Origin of the sequence: Marinomonas posidonica IVIA-Po-181, from assembly GCF_000214215.1 — a bacterium.
In the GTDB taxonomy this organism is placed as follows: Bacteria; Pseudomonadota; Gammaproteobacteria; order Pseudomonadales; family Marinomonadaceae; genus Marinomonas; species Marinomonas posidonica.
The window spans coordinates 373,754-391,046 of sequence record NC_015559.1 but is presented as its reverse complement, the minus strand read 5'-3'; the positions used below and the strand labels follow the sequence as shown (position 1 = coordinate 391,046).

The 17,293-nt window shown below is 44.9% G+C and carries 15 protein-coding genes; 10 read left to right on the top strand and 5 right to left on the bottom strand.

Annotated elements, in window-relative coordinates; all coding sequences use genetic code 11:
* Nucleotides 1-7: 7 nt before the first annotated feature.
* The 4 genes from MAR181_RS01715 to MAR181_RS01700 are packed head-to-tail and all read right to left on the bottom strand — an operon-like array spanning nt 8 to nt 3,116.
* Nucleotides 8-763 carry an NRDE family protein gene (locus tag MAR181_RS01715; RefSeq protein ID WP_013794887.1) on the bottom strand — a complete coding sequence of 252 codons (756 nt, stop codon included), beginning with the start codon at nt 761-763 and terminating at the stop codon, nt 8-10.
* 2 nt (nt 764-765) lie between these two features.
* On the bottom strand, nt 766-1,362 hold the full coding sequence (locus tag MAR181_RS01710; RefSeq protein WP_013794886.1) for a DinB family protein: 597 nt from the start codon (nt 1,360-1,362) through the stop codon (nt 766-768).
* Nucleotides 1,363-1,404: 42 nt separating this feature from the next.
* The gene (locus tag MAR181_RS01705) at nt 1,405-2,514 is read right to left on the bottom strand and encodes a D-alanine--D-alanine ligase (RefSeq protein ID WP_245546197.1); all 1,110 of its coding nucleotides are present in this window, start codon (nt 2,512-2,514) and stop codon (nt 1,405-1,407) included.
* A 23-nt stretch (nt 2,515-2,537) separates the two neighbouring features.
* Complete coding sequence (locus MAR181_RS01700; protein WP_013794884.1) at nt 2,538-3,116, bottom strand: DedA family protein; 579 nt, start codon at nt 3,114-3,116, stop codon at nt 2,538-2,540.
* Between the two features lie 273 nt (nt 3,117-3,389).
* On the opposite strand from MAR181_RS01700, the gene zigA reads away from it, so the two are divergent.
* From zigA to MAR181_RS01655, 9 genes are all read left to right on the top strand, one after another.
* Nucleotides 3,390-4,586, top strand: a complete 1,197-nt coding sequence (gene zigA / locus MAR181_RS01695) for a zinc metallochaperone GTPase ZigA (protein WP_013794883.1) — start codon at nt 3,390-3,392, stop codon at nt 4,584-4,586.
* A 96-nt stretch (nt 4,587-4,682) separates the two neighbouring features.
* Nucleotides 4,683-5,414, top strand: a complete 732-nt coding sequence (locus MAR181_RS01690) for a PIG-L deacetylase family protein (RefSeq protein WP_013794882.1) — start codon at nt 4,683-4,685, stop codon at nt 5,412-5,414.
* A gap of 484 nt (nt 5,415-5,898) precedes the next feature.
* The gene (locus MAR181_RS01685) at nt 5,899-6,504 is read left to right on the top strand and encodes a Yip1 family protein (RefSeq protein ID WP_013794881.1); all 606 of its coding nucleotides are present in this window, start codon (nt 5,899-5,901) and stop codon (nt 6,502-6,504) included.
* Between the two features lie 459 nt (nt 6,505-6,963).
* The gene (locus MAR181_RS01680; RefSeq protein WP_013794879.1) at nt 6,964-9,762 is read left to right on the top strand and encodes a monovalent cation/H+ antiporter subunit A; all 2,799 of its coding nucleotides are present in this window, start codon (nt 6,964-6,966) and stop codon (nt 9,760-9,762) included.
* Nucleotides 9,762-10,130: a Na+/H+ antiporter subunit C gene (locus MAR181_RS01675; RefSeq protein ID WP_013794878.1), complete on the top strand. Its 369-nt coding sequence runs from the start codon at nt 9,762-9,764 to the stop codon at nt 10,128-10,130. Before MAR181_RS01680 ends, MAR181_RS01675 begins: the two co-directional genes overlap by 1 nt.
* The gene (locus MAR181_RS01670) at nt 10,131-11,642 is read left to right on the top strand and encodes a monovalent cation/H+ antiporter subunit D (protein ID WP_013794877.1); all 1,512 of its coding nucleotides are present in this window, start codon (nt 10,131-10,133) and stop codon (nt 11,640-11,642) included.
* The gene (locus tag MAR181_RS01665) at nt 11,639-12,124 is read left to right on the top strand and encodes a Na+/H+ antiporter subunit E (protein WP_013794876.1); all 486 of its coding nucleotides are present in this window, start codon (nt 11,639-11,641) and stop codon (nt 12,122-12,124) included. The genes MAR181_RS01670 and MAR181_RS01665 overlap by 4 nt, the downstream gene beginning before the upstream one ends.
* Nucleotides 12,118-12,387 carry a K+/H+ antiporter subunit F gene (locus MAR181_RS01660; protein WP_013794875.1) on the top strand — a complete coding sequence of 90 codons (270 nt, stop codon included), beginning with the start codon at nt 12,118-12,120 and terminating at the stop codon, nt 12,385-12,387. The genes MAR181_RS01665 and MAR181_RS01660 overlap by 7 nt, the downstream gene beginning before the upstream one ends.
* Nucleotides 12,388-12,396: 9 nt before the next feature.
* Nucleotides 12,397-12,774 (top strand): Na+/H+ antiporter subunit G, encoded by a 378-nt coding sequence (locus tag MAR181_RS01655; RefSeq protein WP_013794874.1) that lies wholly within the window; start codon nt 12,397-12,399, stop codon nt 12,772-12,774.
* Here the strand turns inward: MAR181_RS01655 and amt are convergent.
* Complete coding sequence (amt, locus tag MAR181_RS01650; protein WP_013794873.1) at nt 12,749-15,805, bottom strand: ammonium transporter; 3,057 nt, start codon at nt 15,803-15,805, stop codon at nt 12,749-12,751. The two genes, MAR181_RS01655 and amt, sit on opposite strands and share 26 nt — an antisense overlap.
* 351 nt (nt 15,806-16,156) lie before the next feature.
* Between amt and cysP the strand changes: the two genes are divergently transcribed.
* The gene (gene cysP / locus MAR181_RS01645; RefSeq protein WP_013794872.1) at nt 16,157-17,170 is read left to right on the top strand and encodes a thiosulfate ABC transporter substrate-binding protein CysP; all 1,014 of its coding nucleotides are present in this window, start codon (nt 16,157-16,159) and stop codon (nt 17,168-17,170) included.
* Nucleotides 17,171-17,293 lie beyond the last annotated feature (123 nt).

Below are 17,293 nucleotides of genomic sequence, written 5' to 3'. Positions count from 1 at the left end.
TTACTCCTCAGGAAGCCTCCGACATTGTCGTTTGTTTGGATAGAGTGAGGCGGTTATTCGCCAAACTGCTCGGCGTCAAATGATCGCAGGGTGACCCCGCCACATAACTCATGTGCTGTTCAGTTTGGGTAACCGTCACTTGTGTAAAACTGACGGTTTGCGCATCTTCACGATGCAAACAAACCGATTTATCATGTTGTGCTGAATGATGGTGACAATGAAATGCCAGCCGTGCAGCTTGACTCGTTTCATCTACCACTAAGTCTTGATACGCCGCATAACGGTATTGACTCACCTGTGATAAAGCCACCGCAGAAGAAAATACGGGCGACGTCATGGTATTGATACACAATGCTTCACCGTCCCAATGAAAGGCTCGCACTGATTCTTGTTGTTCACAAAGGCTGAGATCAAAAGCCAACAAAATAAACGGTGCAAATTTACTGAGGGTGTTATTACACAGCGCCTGCCCAACCTCATCAAGGCAAGTGTATTTGGCCAATCGACTGAGTAATAGACCACGACTAATCAAGGGCGTTGCTGGGACCTTGCCTTGATAATTATTTAATAAACACAAACTCAAGCCAGCATCATTGGTACTGATCCAACTGCCATGCCCAACAGGGTCAATTGGCATCAATACATTTATGCCAGAGAAATTCAGCCTTTTAGGAGGTAACGCCACAGGGCGGGTTTTCTGCTCATCACGATTAAAATAAATCTGATAACCATGATCATTAATGCACCAGCTAACGGAACACATAACTAAGACCTCCCTAAGTACGTCAGGGTCGCTGGGGCAAAACCAAAATCCGCTTCCACATGGCCCCCCAGTAAAGTCATGGTCACCTTGGTCATAGCGAAATGATGGTTTGCATGCTGAGCAATAAACGTCAGCTCTCTTTCCAAAGTAGAGTACATTTGGGCGGATTGCGTTTGGCAGACAGACACTTCCGAGATGACTTGCACAGACGCTTTTACATCGTCCACCGTCAAACTTTCAAGCCACGCCAATAACTCATCTATTTCGGCCAACGCCTGTAAGCGACAGGTTTCCACTCTGTGTCCACGTCGACGCTGGTTATAATCAATGACCCTTGCATGATGAGTTGACTGGTTTGCCTCAGAGCCTCTCGAATAAACCCCTAAATAAACCCCTTGATACACATCCAATAGATGCCGAAAATGTTCGCCTATACTGCTCGTGACATAAGGTTCCGCCGAGGCTAAATATTGTTCACTGGTCAGGGAAGACAAAAAAGCCTTACCTTGCTCAAGGCAATCAATGCATCCTTGAACGACCGCCAATTCTCCCCTCACAAACCTTTTCTGATGGCGTTCACTGTTAAGTAATGGAATCATATCTACTCTCTTTCCAGCTCTTTGGATGGCCTCATAAAAAATTCAGTCCGTACTTGGGTATTCTTTAGTGAGTTTTTTCTCTTCTCGCCAAGCGGCCAATAATTGTCGTAAAGAAGGGGGCTGATGGCCTCGCTTCTTCTGTTTTGCACCAATCGAGTACAACAACCGATATTGCTTCAGCAAGACGCTGAAAATACTTCGCAGAGAAGCATTTCTATCCCAGATATGAGCAGCCTCGCTACTTGCACCATTGAGTTCTAAAATGGTGAATTTTTCGCCCTCCATAAAATCATGAAGGTTGTCGAATTTGATGTCTAAGCGACCGTAGTAATAGCCCTTTACATCTTTCAATAACAAATCCAACTTACGCGTTAAGGCTTCGGTAATGTATTGGTTACCATCTCGGAAAATTGCGCCGCGACTGTGACTGCCAGCAAACGCCAATTGAAATTCTTCCCCAGACTCTGGTACCCAATCAAGCATGCCTTGATGCCTCGGCAGGTATAAATGACGTAACTTTCCGGCTCGTGGATGACCTTCAATCAAGCTTTTTAGATTCTGGCGACCATCCCCCACGACAGAAGGAGAATACTTCAATGTAATGGAAAAAATTTCGCCTTTTTGCTGTCCTGGCTGACGCACATAGAAGACACCAGCCTCGGCTTTATAAGGGGCTTTTTCTTGCAAAACAAAACGTGCTCCGATCGGAAAGGATCGAATGTATTCCGTCAATTGCGCTTCAGATTGTAAAAGTTTGACACCGACCCCTCGACAACCAAGGTCCGGCTTTGCCACCAATGGAAACCGGATATCGTGCTGTTTCAGATCATCCAATGCCGCGCTTAACTGCTGCTTTAATGGCCAATGGTTTTTCTTTCGTACACAATAAGTGGCAATCCACACCGACGCCAGACCACCAGCCAGATTCATAATGTCATGCTTTGACTCACCCACCATACCGCTTAGTTTGATGCTTGGGTTGGCCACCAAAGGCAGACGAAAGTCGCGATAATACATTCCCAGCAACACACTTTGCAGTACCACAGGGGTATAGAAAAACCAAGTGGGCAGAAACTCATAGGGCGAAATTGTACGCTTCGAGTCTTCCTCTAAGGCCGGCATACCACCATTTACTTTATGCGCTGGGATCAATGAAAATTTCCTCATACTACTCATCAATAACCTTTTAAATATGTCTTTTTAATCAATCGATTCACACTAAGTAAGCCAAACAAAGCAACTGGAATCAGTAACCATTGATATTGCGTCGCCACCAGCCAAGTTTGCTGACCAAAGGTATAAATAATGCTAAAGACCAAACTGCTCCAAAGTGCGGTCGCGGTGATCACAGCACTTAAAAACAAACCGACTGGCAGTGCTATAAAACCGGACAAGGTAAACCCTACGGTTCTTAACCCTGGTACAAATCGAATAATAAAAAGGTTCAAGAACAAACGAGTTTCAAAGCGCTGTTTGGCCATATGAAAATACGGCATTTTTAATAATCTCAACCTCACACAACGCAAACGCCGGCCACTCCGCCCCAATCCGTATAAGGCTAAATCGCCAGTTGCAATGCCAATAAAAATCCCCAATAGCGCCCACGCTATCGGCATATTGCCTTGTGATGCCAAAACCGCAGCGGTCACGATGGCCAAATCTTCCAATAGATAGGACAGTAAAATGATGCCTATCAACAGCCAAGTAACCGATGTCGTCCGATCTGCAAGCATGGATTGAAGCGTTTCTAACAATGTCTTGCCCTTGCTGCCACTTGTGAATATTGAAATTTAGTCGTAAGGAAAGTGAGGTTTATTACAGTTTATTTACTTTTATTTCGCCAAGAAGGGTTTCTGTAGGGCAAACCAACCCATAAGAAATGCTGTGTTCCTATTCCAAAATCAAAAAAGACGAGGTAAGTGTGCGACGTTAATTCAACCAAAACGGTCAGCATCGATGATTGCCAGATTGATAAATGTTATGTTATAACATTTATCAATCACTAACTAAGAATGAGAGCCCTCCCTATGAATCCATTACCCGTTACAGTCCTTTCAGGCTTTCTTGGTGCTGGTAAAACCACCGTCCTGAGCCACATTCTTAACAATCGTCAAGGCAAAAAAGTGGCGGTGATCGTTAATGATATGAGTGAAATCAACATCGATTCTGAAATCATACAGAATGAAGTGTCCCTCAATCACAATGAGGAAAAGCTAGTCGAAATGAGCAATGGCTGTATTTGCTGTACCTTGCGCGAAGACCTATTAGAAGAAGTTGCCAGGCTCGCGGAAGCAGGAAAATTTGACTATCTGGTGATTGAGTCAACGGGGATTTCTGAACCCCTGCCAGTGGCAGAAACTTTCACCTTCGCAGACGAAAATGGTGTATCTCTGTCCGATGTCGCCACCCTAGATACCATGGTCACAGTGGTTGATGCGGCCAACTTCCTAAAAGACTATAACGACACAAAATACTTACAGGACACAGACGAATCACTTGGAGAAGAAGACGATCGCAGTGTATCCGATTTATTGGTGGATCAAGTAGAGTTTGCAGACGTCATTCTAATCAGTAAAACGGATCTGGTCAGCTCAACCGACGTTGACCATTTAATTGCCGTTCTAAAAAACCTTAACACTCATGCGCAAATTGTCCCCATTGCCCATGGCAATGTGGACATCGACAAGGTACTTAACACAAACCTATTCGACTTCGAGCGAGCTCAACAAGCACCAGGTTGGCTAAAAGAAATGCGCGGAGAACACATTCCTGAAACAGAAGAATACGGCATTAGCAGCTTTAGTTATCAAGCACGCCGTCCTTTTCACCCACAGAAATTTCATCAATTTATACAAAACATTAATCAATTCGGTAAGTTAATCCGTTCTAAAGGGTATTTCTGGCTTGCATCACGACCAACCTTTGCGGGTCAATGGAGCCAAGCCGGCAGCATCGCTCATTATGGGTTTGCAGGCGTATTTTGGCGCGCCATTCCTAAGGAAGATTGGCCAACGGATCCCGACTACTTGGCATCCATTGAGAAATTATGGGTTGAACCCTTTGGCGACATGCGACAGGAGCTGGTTTTCATTGGGCAAGACTTGGATCAAAACGGCATGATGAAAGCATTAGATGCCTGCCTCTTAAGTCAAGACGAAGTCTTACTCGGCAAAGATTACTGGACAGCATTGCAAGATCCATTCCCTGCTTGGCAACAAGCATAACCGCCACAACTTGATGCCGACTAACACAAGCATATTGATTGATCTTTATCGATTCGATTCGATTCGATTGCCCGATAATAAAAGGACCATAAAACAATGAAAAACAAGACAGCTCTGATCATCAGCGCTCACGCCGCGGATTTTGTTTGGCGTGCTGGTGGCGCCATCGCCCTTCATGCTGAGAAAGGTTATGAGGTGACCGTGGTTTGCTTGTCTTATGGTGAACGAGGTGAAAGCGCTAAACTGTGGAAACAAGATGGCATGAATTTGGACAGAGTCAAACAGGCACGCCAACAAGAAGCGAAAACGGCTGCCGATGTACTGGGGGTGCATGACATACAATTCTTAGACATGGGCGATTACCCATTAGACTTTACCTCTGAAGCCCGTGACCGTCTTGTCGATACCATTCGCTTGGTACAACCTGATTTTATGATGAGTCATTCCATGTGGGATCCATACAATACTGATCACATGAACACCACTCGTTTTGTACTGGAAGCCCGTATGGTCGCTCAAGCTTGGGGACATAACCCCGGAGAAAAGGTACTTGGCGCTCCTCAACTGTATTTATTTGAGCCCCACCAAACAGAGCAAATGGGCTGGAAGCCCGATACTTTCTTAGACATCACAGAGGTTTGGCAAAAGAAAAAAGCGGCCATCGAATGCATGCAGGGTCAGGAACATCTATGGCAATTTTATACAAATGTTGCCGAAAACCGTGGCAATCATTTCCGACGTAATTCAGGTGGTCAGGCGGGCGGACGCAACACAGAATATGCCGAAGGGTTTCAGTCTGTTTTCCCACGAACAGTAGATGAGCTATAGCCAAGTCGAATATCATCGCCTAAATTTTCACATCGAGATCAGGGCGATGTACATCCCTTCTAGCATGTAGATTCCCCCCCTAGATAAACGTTAGCCTACGAGCAAAGCCACACGACAAAATGGCCAAGGAAATCAGCCCCAAACAAGGCCATGACACCATAAAATGACGATAAACACTACCCTGTAGAAAACTAAAAACCCTATCCACCAACATCCAAGAACAGTTCACTCAACGTCCTTTACAGAAGCATCAAACATAAAAAAAGCAACCAAGCTTGATGTAACATAAACCGACTGTAAATATCCTTGGGGAATAGTTCTATAAGATCTTAAAACACTCATCTTTATAATAAAATTTTATTAACCCTTCCGACGTTTCCTGCGTATGCAACTATACTGATGGTAAGCCACAAAAGTTTGGGCGTGGCTGTATCAGGACTTTTTCCAACTCATTTAGGCTTTGTATTAAAGCAAGGGGGAATCCATGATCAATCATGTTTGGGGTCTTATTCATCACCCGGATAAAGAATGGCGAGCGATTAATGAAGAGCACGAATCGGTTAGCCACATGTTTTACCACCACGTGCTCTGGATGGCGGCCATCCCCGTGGTCAGTGCCTTTATTGGCACCACACAATTTGGCTGGTCCATAGGCAATGAATCCATAAAAGTCTCCATCATAGATGGTTTAGGGCTGGGCTTGCTGTTTTATGCTCTAATCTTAGTCGCCGTCGCGGCCGTTGGCAGCGTGATCCATTGGATGGCACGGAATCATGCAAATCGTCCACCACGTAAAGAATGTATTGTGTTTGCAGGCTACATTGCCACACCTTTATTTTTGAGCGGCCTTGTCGCGATTTATCCTATTATTTGGCTGTGTTTATTATCTTGTGTGATCGGCGTTATCTACACAGGCTATCTACTGTATAGAGGTACACCAAGCTTCTTAGGCATTAGCAATAAACAAGGCTTTATTCTATCGAGTACCACGCTTGGCATTGGTGTGCTGGTATTGGAAGCCTTATTAGCCGCTGTGGTCCTTATTTGGAGTCTAGGCTCTGAGCACAGCATTATTTGGAAGTTCTTTTAGACACTGCCCAATCCAACTAGGTTTGTCGTTTCTGTGCTCATTTGACAGCGGCGAACCTAGTTAGGTCCTTCTTCATGAAAGTACGCTTCATCGTGCAAGAACAAGATAATCCCAAAAATATCCGCGAGTGTTTTTTTAATGACAAAACAACTAATGATAGTCGGTGGCTCAAAACCCTTAAAACAGACATCATTTTATTAGCCTTATCACCCTAAGTTAATGAAAAGTACGGCAAACAATGGAACTGTTTCCATCCCCTACGATCTCAATTCTACTTATTCTTCATCAAAATCTGTGCTATTTTCAATGTTATCCCTTTAGGTAAAGGTTTGTCGGGTAAGGACGAACCAAACATTGTATGATCGCAGAACCCGTTAATAAGGCTGATTGTAGGATTAACATCATGCTAACACTCTGTATCGACTCTGTTTTACCGTTAATTTGGAAGGAGTTATCCCTTTGAGTTCATTGATCTGGCTACCGTTTCTCCCTTTATTAGGGACACTGGTTCCTCTTCTTACTGCTCGTTATAGTCGAACAGCTTGTGCTTTTTTGACTGCAGCACTCCCAGCCTTAACCTTATTACTTGTGCTGTCTTATGCCGGTGACATTTTTCAAGGAGAACGCTTCCAAGCTGAATTACCTTGGATACCCGTCATCGGTCTAAACCTTTCATTCCGACTAGACGGATTAGCCCTCCTGTTTGCTATTTTGATTCTTGGAATCGGCTTATTGGTCATCCTATACGCTCGTTATTATCTTTCGGCGAAAGATTCAATCGGCAAGTTTTATGCTTATCTGATCCTCTTTATGTTCGCCATGCTCGGTGTGGTGTTATCCAATAACTTGATCCAGATCTGGTTTTTTTGGGAATTGACCAGTATCAGCTCTTTCTTGTTAATCAGTTTTTGGGGACATAAAACCGAAGCCCGAAAAGGGGCTCGCATGGCGTTAACCGTCACTGGAGCCGGAGGTTTAGCGTTACTTGCAGGCTTGCTGATCTTGGGCAACACGGTTGACAGCTTTAACCTACAAGACATTCTCGACAGTGGCGATTTTATTAAAGCCAGCGCCAATTACCCTATTATTGTGGTACTGATCTTAATCGGTGCCTTTACTAAATCCGCTCAGTTCCCTTTCCATTTTTGGCTACCCAATGCCATGGCAGCCCCAACGCCCGTCAGTGCTTATTTACACTCAGCCACCATGGTAAAAGCGGGTATTTTCCTAATGGCAAGGTTCTACCCAGCCTTAGCAGACACCAATCTGTGGTTCTTGATTGTGAGTTTGACCGGCTTAGCCACTTTTTTGGTCGGTGCTTATATCGCCCTCTTCCAACATGATTTAAAGGGCTTGCTGGCCAACTCGACCATCAGTCACTTAGGTCTCATCACTTTATTATTAGGCATGGGAACCGACTTGGCAGCGGTTGCTGCAATCTTCCACATCATTAACCACGCAACGTTTAAAGCTTCCTTGTTTATGGCGGCAGGTATCATTGATCACGAGTCGGGGTCTCGAGACATGCGCCAACTAAATGGCCTCTGGAAATACATGCCTTATACTGCCACTCTAGCGATGGTGGCATCTGCTTCAATGGCCGGAGTGCCTTTGCTGAATGGCTTCCTGTCAAAAGAGATGTTTTTTACCGAAACCTTACATCAAGGCTCCTTAGGATCTTTATCGTGGTTTATACCAATATTAGCCACACTTGGCGGTGTATTCGCAGTCGCTTACTCAACACGTTTCATTCACGATGTGTTTTTCAATGGTGAGCCCATTAACTTACCTAAAACGCCGCACGAACCACCTCGCTACATGCGTGTTCCCGTCGAAATCCTTGTTGCTCTGTGCTTGCTTGTTGGTATTTTTCCAAGCCTAGTGGTGGGTGAGCTACTTTACGCCGCGGCCAGTGCAGCCTTAAATACTCCAGCACCAGAATACAGCCTCGCCATTTGGCATGGCTTTAACTTCCCGCTGTTGATGAGTGTAGTGGCCTTGCTTGGCGGTCTTTACATGTACTATAACCGTACTCACTTATTTAAATTTCAAGCTCAATTTCCGGCCAATGACCCTAAGCTGATATTTGAAAGTATCGTGCAATACATTACCAATAAGGCCAAAAGCATTATTTCTGTGACTGAAAACGGCTCCTTGCAGCGTTATATTTTCTTCACCTTGGCATTTGCTGTGGTGATGACAGCATCCTCCTTAATGAAACTGAACACCACCGCAGGACAACGCCCTGAAATCCCAGTGGATGCGCTGTCTATTACCTGTGCTGTGTTGCTCACTATTTCCGCCTTGGCGACGGTAATTTGGCACAGAAGACGATTAGTGGCGCTGTTAACCTTATCTGTGGTTGGATTAATTGTCTCATTAGCCTTCGCGCAATTCTCAGCACCTGATTTGGCCTTAACGCAACTTTCCGTAGAAGTGGTCACCGTCATCCTACTGATTCTGGCTCTCTTCTTCCTCCCGCAAAAAACGCCGAAGGAGTCCTCTCCTCGTCGTGTTGTTCGGGATTTAGGGCTGGCCTCATTGATTGGCGGGGTTGTCGGCACCATCAGTTATGCGTTAATGACTCGACCGTTAGACACCATTTCCACCTTCTTTACGGCTAACAGTAAAACGGGGGGCGGTGGTACCAATGTGGTGAACGTCATTTTGGTGGATTTCCGTGGCTTTGATACCTTAGGGGAAATCACCGTACTAGGGATTGCGGCACTGGGGATTTATAAACTGGTGGCTCGCATGAAACTCTTCATGCCATCATCAGATGACAATGGCATGGCTTGGTCAACCGATCGCCATCCAATCCTATTAGCCGTGATTTCGCAAAGTCTCTTGCCGCTAGCCCTACTGGTTTCTGCCTATATATTCTTACGAGGCCACAACCTACCAGGTGGTGGTTTTATTGCAGGTTTGATTACCTCGGTGGCCATTATTCAGCAATACGTGGCTCACGGTGTGGTATGGATCAAGACACGAATCAAGTTGGACTATCAAGTCATGATTGGTTCAGGCATTGGCCTCGCGACCCTAAGCGGTATCGGCAGCTGGGTGTTCGGTCATACGTTCTTATCAACTTGGTTTGATTACTTCTATTTGCCACTGATTGGTAAATTTGAGCTCGCCAGCGCCATGATCTTTGATCTCGGTGTGTACCTCACTGTGGTCGGTGCGACCATGTTGATTCTCGCCAATCTCGGCCAGCTGACCACCAGCGAACGCCCGATTCTAAAGGAGCATGATTAATGGAAGGTCTGTACGCATTTTGTGTCGGCTTGCTCACAGCTTGCGGCATATTCTTAACCTTACGTGGTCGCAGTTTTTCGGTAGTCATTGGTTTGACTTTGTTGTCTTATGCCGTGAATTTATTTTTGTTCGCCAGCGGTCGTTTAAAATTAAACGCGGCAGCCGTTTTGGGCGAATCCGAACAATACAGTGATCCGCTACCACAAGCCCTAGTACTGACCGCCATTGTTATTGGGTTCGCTATGACGGCCTTCGCGGTTATCCTCGCCATGCGTGCTCGCGCCGACTTGGGCAATGATCATGTGGATGGCAACTTACCCAAACTACCAAATGAAGTGTCGAATAAGTCGTCTGGAGGCAATAAATAAATGCAGCATTTGAGCATTTTTCCCATTTTAATCCCGCTGTTGTTTGGCGCGATTATGTTGCTACCACCGATTTCAAGAGACATTACCTCTCAACGAATCAGCTCAGTCATTGGTACGTTGTTTTTATTGATTTGTTCGGCGTTACTGCTGTTTCAAATTGATACCTCTGGCACCCAACTTTATGCCTTGGGTGGCTGGCAAGCTCCTTTTGGCATTGTTTTAGTCGCCGATCGAGTATCCAGTTTGCTGGTATTACTCACTTCCTTCCTTGGTTTTGCTGTCATGCTTTATGCCATAGCAGGAAAAGACAAAGGCGGTGCCTACTTTCATCCTTTGTTTATGTTCCAGTTGATGGGCATCAATGGCGCCTTTCTAACCGGCGATATTTTTAACCTGTTTGTGTTCTTTGAAGTCCTACTGATCGCCTCCTATGCGTTATTAATTCATGCCGGTGGTAAGCAAAAAACACAAGCAACCGTGCATTACGTGATCCTGAATTTGGTCGGCTCTAGCTTGTTCTTGTTTGGCTTAGGCATACTCTACGGCACGCTAGGCACCTTAAATATGGCAGACATGGCAATCAAAGTCGGTCAGTTACAAGGCGAAGATGCAACGCTCGCGAAAACAGGCGCATTGCTCCTATTGGTCGTATTTGGTTTAAAAGCCGCCATGTTGCCCATGCACTTCTGGCTACCGAAAACCTACGCCAGTGCCTCAGCCCCTGTCGCGGCCTTATTTGCCATTATGACGAAAGTTGGCCTTTACAGTATTTTTCGAGTGTATACCGTGATTTTCGGCGAGCACGCAGGTGAGCTGGAAAACATTGCCACACCTTGGCTCTGGCCACTGGCGTTGCTCACCATCACCATTGGCAGCATTGGTGTATTAGCCAGCCCAAGTGTCAGAACCCTCAGTGCCAATCTGGTGATTGTATCCAGTGGTAGCTTACTCGCATGCGCAGCGATCAATTCCGTTGAAGCCACTTCAGCGGCGCTGTATTACATGGTACACAGTACTTTAGCCTCAGCCGCTTTGTTCTTATTAGCCGATCTGATTACGCGTCAAAGAGGCCAAGCAGAAGACAGGTTCGTCAAATCTCGAATGTTTACTCAGCCAAAGCTCATAGGCTTTGCCTTTGCCATCGTTGCCTTGAGTTTGGTCGGCATGCCACCTTTCTCCGGCTTTGTTGGAAAGGTTATGATTTTGCAGGCGACTCAATCCTCCGTACAAACCATGTGGGTGTGGCCATTAATTCTAATTGGCAGCTTAGGCGCTTTGGTGACTTTCTCCCGCGCTGGCACGACTTTGTTCTGGCGGCATAGCGGTTCAACGTCGAACGATGCCGAGCCGGCGTCAAAAAGTGAAATTGCCGCCATAGCACTACTCTTATTAGCGGCACCCATCCTAGTGATCTTTGGTGGTGCGATAACAGAATACACCTTGCAAGCAGCGACCTCTTTGCATGATATTCAATCGTCAGCCTACGACTTAATTCCGGGGGTTAGCCGATGAAACTTCTGCCTATGCCATTCCATACTGTCCTTTTGTTTGTCGTATGGTTACTGCTAAATAACACCATGAGTGCCGGACACATAGTGCTGGCGTTATTTTTCGCCCTTGCCATCCCATTGTTGGTTAATGGCATGCGTGACGAACACCCAAAAATCCAGAAGCCTTGGAAAGCCTTTTGTTACGTGCTAATGGTGATGAAAGACATAGTGGTAGCAAACATCGAAGTGGCGCTGTGGATCATTGGCCCAGTCAAAAAGCTGCAGCCTGGCTTTATTGCTGTGCCCATTAACATTCAATCTGAGCTTGGCATTACCATTCTGGCCAGTACTGTCTCATTAACGCCTGGCACCGTCAGTGCTGAGGTGTCAGAAGACAAACAATGGCTGTATATTCATGCGTTACATCTGGACAGCGAAAACGAATTGATTGAAACCGTTAAACAGCGTTATGAAAAACCAATCAAGGAGATATTTGGATGCTAACTTATACCATCACCATTGTTGCTGTTTGCATCTGCATTGCCTTGATTCTGAATCTATGGCGCTTAATGGTAGGACCCACTGTGTCTGATCGCATTCTGGCTCTCGATACCATGTACATTAATGCCATTGCTTTGATTCTCTTGTATGGCATTTACGCTAATACGGCTTTGTATTTTGAAGCCGCTTTGCTGATTGCCATGCTCGGTTTTGTAAGCACAGCAGCACTTTGTAAGTACTTACTTCGCGGCGACATTATTGAATAGGATAAGAATATGCCACTTTATCTCGAAATTATTGTTTGTGTGTGTCTGCTGATCGGCGGTTTTTTCCTCTTGCTAGGCTCTTATGGACTAGCACGCTTACCTGACATCTATATGCGTTTGCACAGCCCGACTAAAGCGTCGACTCTGGGCATCACTGGTGTGTTAGTCGCGTCCATGATCTACCAAAGCTACTCAAAAGGCTTTTTATCCATTCAAGAGTTTTTGATCACCTTGTTCTTGCTCATTACCGCACCCGTTGCAGCAAATATGATTGCCAAAACCGCTCTGCATCATAGAACCAAAGCCCTTGAGAAAACCAAGGGACAAGAACTGATGGCCAGTATTCGAGAAAGGCATGCGCCTAACTCAATACAAGACGCTGATTAAGCAAGGATTGTATGGCATCCGCAGGCATGGGTTTATAGAAATAGTAACCTTGAAATATTTCACAGCCTAAGGATGCCAACGTATCGGCTTGCGATGCGGTTTCTACCCCTTCAGCGACAATCATCAGCTCAAGGTTACGTGCTAAATGAATGATGGTTTCGCAAATTTTGGCATCCTCTGTGTGTGTATCACACTCTTCCACAAACGATTGATCGATTTTCAATGTATCCAAAGGCAAACGTTTTAAATAACTCAGAGAAGAATACCCGGTTCCAAAATCATCAATGGAAATCTTGATATTGAGGCCTTTTAACTCTGTTAATACCTCAACACAGCGCTGAATGTCCTGTAACAATACGCCTTCCGTGATTTCAATTTCCAACATACTGCCAGGGATTTGGTAACTTGCTAATTTATCCGCCACATACGGTACCAAAGAATCCGACACCAAATGACGACCAGATAAATTCACTGCAACCGGAATCATCTCCAGACCTTGCGCTCGCCAATGACTCATTTGCTTAAGAGTACTATCAATGACCCATTCATCGATTTTGATAATTAAACTCGATTCTTCGGCAATCGGTATAAACTCCGCAGGGGAAATGAGCCCCTTGTCAGGGTGATGCCAACGAATAAGCGCTTCCAATCCCTGTATATCTTGTCCATCTCGATCCACTTGTGGCTGAAAGACTAAAGCAAAGTGATCCGAAACTAATGCTTCATTAATCTCTTTATCGAATCCAAATTTTTTGGTCACTACATTGGCCATTTCAGGCATAAAGAATTGCGCATTATCACGTCCCTTATCCTTCGCGTAATACATGGCAATGTCGGCTTGTTGAATCAATCGATCCGCATTGATGCCATGCTGATTCGAAAAGGTAATGCCAATACTGGTTGGAATGGTTAAATCTTGGGCACCAATATGTACCGGCGCTCGCATGGCTTGCAAGATATGCTCTGCACGTTCTTGCAACAGCGCTTCGGTGACATTTTCCGTCACCATAAAGACGAACTCATCACCGCCCCATCGAGCAATCACATCCTGTTCACCCGAGACCATAGACAAACGTCTGGCGACTTCACATAGCAACTCATCACCCGCTTTATGTCCTAACGTGTCATTGATGATTTTGAAATTATCCAGATCCAAAAACAGCAATCCTACTGAGGTTTTTTGCTTGGTTGCAAACAACAGCGCACTCACCAATGCATCCATCAAATAGGTTCGATTATAGAGACTGGTTAGAGGGTCACTATAAGCTAAGAATTTCAATCTTTCCTGCAACTTAACGTGCTTGGTCATATCACGAATATGAAGAGTAAATTCACTGTCTGAACCCGCATCCGAATTCGCCTTAGTAATGGCAATTTCCGCTGGAAAGTCATGATTGGGACCACGTTGTAAATGGAACGGGTTACGGCGGTTTAAAATCAATCCACTGGAGGAAGCGAAGCCCGAATTCAAACTTTCAAAGATTTTCTTACGATCCTTTTCCAAAACAAACAAACCAATAAAGCTTTTGCCTTCTACCTGTTTTTTCAAACACCCAAAGGTACGTTCTGCGGCGGGGTTAAATTCAATCACAGAACCGAAACGATTGATGGTGACAATGCAGTCCATTGACGAATTCAAAATTGCCGATTTGCGCATTTCACTTTCTTGAAAACGCATTAAGGCATCATCACGCTGAGCAATTTCATTGCTCACACGATCAATAACCTGATTGTATTTACGTGCAATTTGCCCTACTTCGGTAAAAGGCTCCTCTGGTACAGGCCTAGAAAAATCCGCATTGTTCTGTTGATATTGCATGGACGTCAGTAGATCCAACAATTCGGTTGTGGCTCTGTGTTCAGCCACATTCAAACCTTGCTCTTCTTGCTCTTTACTGGCTCGCAATGGCATAACGCGATTCAATAACCAGATACAAGAATAGCCAACCAAAAAGCAATATAACCCAATCACCAACACACCCAATGATTGCACACCAAGCTGTTGCCAGAAACCTAAACCATTATCTATCCTTGCTGGCTCTCCAAATATCGCCACGCCAAGTGTGCCCCAAGCACCAGCAAATAAATGCGCCGGCACCACATCAAGAGCATCATCCAGCCGCCACTTCTCCATCAACAAGCTGCCGTAGTAAACAATAACGCCTGATACACCACCAATCAAAATTGAGTCCCCAGGTGAGACCACATGACAGGACGCAGTAATACCGACCAAGCCAGCAATGGTGCCATTCAGCACAAAACCAACTTCCACAAAGCCATCACGAATGTAATTTAAACCCGCTGCAATCAAACCGCCCCAAGCGGCTGAAATAAAGGTATTCAAAATGATCAGTGGTACATCATTCGTCAGCGCCAGCGTGCTGCCACCATTAAAACCAAACCAACCAAACCAGATCAGCAAAGCACCTAAGGCCGACAGCGGGAGGTTATTGCCAGGAGGTAAACGAATACCTTGCTCAAAACGACCGAGTCTTGGACCAATAATCATAATGGCAGCCAGCGCTACCCAACCACCAACAGAGTGGACGACCGTCGAGCCTGCAAAATCAATAAAACCTAATTGCTCTAACCATCCTTGTGATCCATTCGCACCATAAATACCAGACCAGGCCCAATGCCCAACGATAGGGTAAATTAAGGCGCTCAAGATCGCGGTAACGGCCAAATACCCAATAAAAGTCATGCGTTCTGCCACCGCACCAGAGGTTAAGGTTGCGGCGGTACCACAGAACATCATTTGGAAAATAAAGAAACTGATTTGCCATGGCGTATGATTCTGATCGAATGCAAATTCACTGATACCAAACACACCAAAAACCGACTCACCAAACATGATGCCGAAACCAAAAAACCAAAATAGCGTGGTTGATAAAATAAAATCTGAGATATTTTTGGCTGCCACATTAATACTATTTTTACTGCGGATTCGTCCGCTTTCTAAACATAAAAAACCAGCCTGCATTACAAAGACAAATGCCGCAGTGACTAACAACCAAATAAAATCTGCCATGCTCACCCTAAAAAGTAATAACGCACCAAAATAATACACGCGAAAATTAACGTGATACAAAAAATGAACCTTGTTGTTCATTTAAAAAGAAATACAGCCTATCAACCAAGGTTTCCGTGGGTATGACAAGCTATTCAATAGTTACGCCAACTCTTTATCTGGCAACGTAAAAACCTATCTTTTACACTTTTTTTGCATGAACAAGGCGCATCTAAAAGCCCCTCATTTTCTAACATTAAAGCCGGCTATCTATATTCCAAAAAAGTTTATTTAAGGAGATTGTAATAACTAAATCTTTTAAGTATTCTTACCCCAAATTAAGAATGACCAGCATTAAAATCTGAGGTTAACATGCAATTTAAGTCAGGCGTTTTCAAAACTATACTTAGCAGTTTGCTGCTTAGCGGTGCTATTCAAGCGTCGGCGGCCGATCAAACCATCTTAAACACTTCTTACGACATTGCTCGTGAACTATTCGCTACCTACAACCCCACCTTCCAGAAACATTGGCAAGAAAAAACAGGCCAGACAATCGAGATTAAACAGTCTCATGCCGGTTCATCCAAGCAAGCCAATGCCATCATGAATGGATTGCAAGCAGATGTGGTGACCTTTAACCAGGTAACCGACGTACAAGTACTGCACGATAAAGCCCGCATGATTCCTGAAGATTGGAAAGCTGAATTCCCGAATAACAGCTCACCTTATTACTCCACTACCGCATTCTTGGTACGTAAAGGTAACCCAAAAAACATCCACAGCTGGGGTGATCTGGTACGTGATGACGTTGCCTTGGTGTTCCCAAATCCAAAAACCTCTGGTAATGGTCGTTATACCTATCTTGCTGCATATGGTTATGCGCAACACCATTTTGGCAAAAACAATGAAAGCAACATTGATGACTTCCTCAGCCACTTACTGAAAAACGTTGCGGTGTTTGATACTGGCGGTCGTGGAGCAACCACCACGTTTGTTGAGCGTGGCATAGGTGATGTTTTGATTACCTTCGAATCTGAGGTGAATAACATCCGTAACCAATATGGCGAAGATCAGTATGAGGTTGTCGTACCTAAAACCTCTATTTTGGCGGAGTTCCCAGTTGCGGTTGTCACTAAGAATGCGAAGAAGCACGACACAGAAGAGGTTTCTCACGAATACCTAAGCTACTTGTACAGTGAAGCGTCTCAGCGTTTATTGGCAGGCTTTAATTACCGCATTCATAATGACGTGGTAAAAGCCGAATTTGCCGACAAATTCCCAGAAGTGACGCTATTGACAGTAGAAGAAATCGCTGGCGGATGGCCAAAAGCCACGAAAGAGATTTTCCGTAATGGCGGTAAACTGGATCAACTTCAGCGTCGTTAATCTTTGATTCGTGAAAGCCAAGCCGGATACGCTCGCGTATTCGGCTTTTCTACTTTCTAAACGTCGCTTAATAACCACTTTTAATTTGGCTATTTCTGTCCGAAATAGATCATTTCAAAGCAA

Bases quoted from the DNA above. Each gene is read 5' to 3' on its own strand.
- MAR181_RS01715 (WP_013794887.1), bottom strand. From the start codon at position 763: ATGTGTTCCGTTAGCTGGTGCATTAATGATCATGGTTATCAGATTTAT.
- MAR181_RS01710 (WP_013794886.1), bottom strand. From the start codon at position 1,362: ATGATTCCATTACTTAACAGTGAACGCCATCAGAAAAGGTTTGTGAGG.
- zigA (WP_013794883.1), top strand. From the start codon at position 3,390: ATGAATCCATTACCCGTTACAGTCCTTTCAGGCTTTCTTGGTGCTGGT.
- MAR181_RS01690 (WP_013794882.1), top strand. From the start codon at position 4,683: ATGAAAAACAAGACAGCTCTGATCATCAGCGCTCACGCCGCGGATTTT.
- MAR181_RS01685 (WP_013794881.1), top strand. From the start codon at position 5,899: ATGATCAATCATGTTTGGGGTCTTATTCATCACCCGGATAAAGAATGG.
- MAR181_RS01675 (WP_013794878.1), top strand. From the start codon at position 9,762: ATGGAAGGTCTGTACGCATTTTGTGTCGGCTTGCTCACAGCTTGCGGC.
- MAR181_RS01670 (WP_013794877.1), top strand. From the start codon at position 10,131: ATGCAGCATTTGAGCATTTTTCCCATTTTAATCCCGCTGTTGTTTGGC.
- MAR181_RS01665 (WP_013794876.1), top strand. From the start codon at position 11,639: ATGAAACTTCTGCCTATGCCATTCCATACTGTCCTTTTGTTTGTCGTA.
- MAR181_RS01660 (WP_013794875.1), top strand. From the start codon at position 12,118: ATGCTAACTTATACCATCACCATTGTTGCTGTTTGCATCTGCATTGCC.
- MAR181_RS01655 (WP_013794874.1), top strand. From the start codon at position 12,397: ATGCCACTTTATCTCGAAATTATTGTTTGTGTGTGTCTGCTGATCGGC.
- amt (WP_013794873.1), bottom strand. From the start codon at position 15,805: ATGGCAGATTTTATTTGGTTGTTAGTCACTGCGGCATTTGTCTTTGTA.
- cysP (WP_013794872.1), top strand. From the start codon at position 16,157: ATGCAATTTAAGTCAGGCGTTTTCAAAACTATACTTAGCAGTTTGCTG.